Origin of the sequence: Methyloceanibacter marginalis (assembly GCF_001723295.1) — a bacterium.
Taxonomy (GTDB): Bacteria; Pseudomonadota; Alphaproteobacteria; order Rhizobiales; family Methyloligellaceae; genus Methyloceanibacter; species Methyloceanibacter marginalis.
This window is the reverse complement of record NZ_LPWD01000442.1, coordinates 1-1,404: the sequence shown is the minus strand read 5'-3', so window position 1 is coordinate 1,404 and position 1,404 is coordinate 1. Positions and strand designations below refer to the sequence as shown.

Sequence of the window (1,404 nt, the reverse complement as noted above, 5' to 3'; positions counted from 1 at the left end):
TTAGAAATTCTTGAGATGTTTCTCCGGATCGAGCGCGATGTAGCCGTGAACGGCGATCTCGTCGCCAACGATCTTGAAATTGGCGAGGTCCGTCGAGCCGTCCCCGTTCTTGACCACATCGAAACTGATCCTGGCATCCTGGCCCGCGGGCTTGGTCCAACCCATGCTGCCGAACAGGAGTTCGGCTTTGGTCAGGTCGGCCTCCATGCTCATGCCAGCGGCCCCTTCGATCTCCTGTCCCGGCTTCATCCCCTTCACGAACAGGGTGAGCGGAGTCGGCCCCTTCACCAGATGATTGACCTTGATGCCGAGCTGCTCGCGCAAGGCCGCATCAAGGGTCGCAGAGATGGCGATTGGCGGTTGCGCTTCGTCCGGCGCATAAAACACGCGCCGCCAATGGATGTTCGCCGGCACGTTCTTGATCATGATCTCGCCGGAGGCACTGACACCCTCATTGGAGAGATCGACGTTGAGCGTGCCGCCTTCGATGCCCATGTCGCCCACGAGATTGGCGGCAATGGCATTCTCGAGGCGCGCTATGCCGCTCATCTGGATTTCCTGGAAATCGAGATCCGCCTTGAGGGGCATCGACAAGACGAACTCGCCCGCGGCGGAACCGCCGAGGAAATCGGGCTTCAAGCCGACCTCTTGAATGTAGCCAAGCGGCTCGTGATCCAGGAGCTGCATTATCGTGGGCGTGGCCGCGGTCGACTTGTACGTGATGACGCCTTGCTGAGGATCCTCGCGCAAATCCGGGATGTAGAAGCGCCCCTCGCTGAGCGCGACCTCATTACCCTCCGAGACGACAATCTTCGCGGACGGAATGTCGACCGTGAACTCCGTGCCCGCGATCGTCAGCTTACCGTTCCCGGTCACCACAGGCGGCATCTTGGGAATGTAGGCGATGCTCATGCCGGTAAAGTCGAGCTCGACGTTGATGGCCCCTTCCGGTGCCGCGGCGCCCTGCTCGATGGCATCGAGGGCGCCGGCGGGAAGTGCGACGTTGAACCTGCCGCCGAGAATTTGGCCGCCTGCGGTGCGCTCCAGCACCCAGGTGCGCGCCTTGCCGGCCAGGAATTTGGGCCAAAGCTGCTTCAGCGTGTCCACCGGCATGGGGCTGACCTCGCCCGAAAGATTGACCGCGGGCGATCCCGGCGCTCCGCCGATCACGGCGCCGGACACCGCGATCTTCGCGTCTCCGGCACGAATGACGAAACCGGAGAGGGTCACACTGCCGTCTTTGGGCGACAGACTGCCCGTCGCCGTCCACTCGTCGATCTTGGTGGGACCGAGCCCGAATTCCTCGACCCCGAGCACGGCATCGTCGGCCCGCATGGCGAAGTTCCAGGAGACCACCTTGTTGTGCTCGTTGCGCACCGGGGTGAACGTGCCGCTGAAGGTCGC

At 62.7% G+C, this 1,404-nt stretch carries 1 protein-coding gene; it reads right to left on the bottom strand.

What is annotated here, in order from left to right:
• Nucleotides 1–1,404 (bottom strand): YhdP family protein (locus AUC71_RS15415; protein ID WP_141701761.1); only part of this gene is annotated, 1,404 nt, incomplete at its 5' end.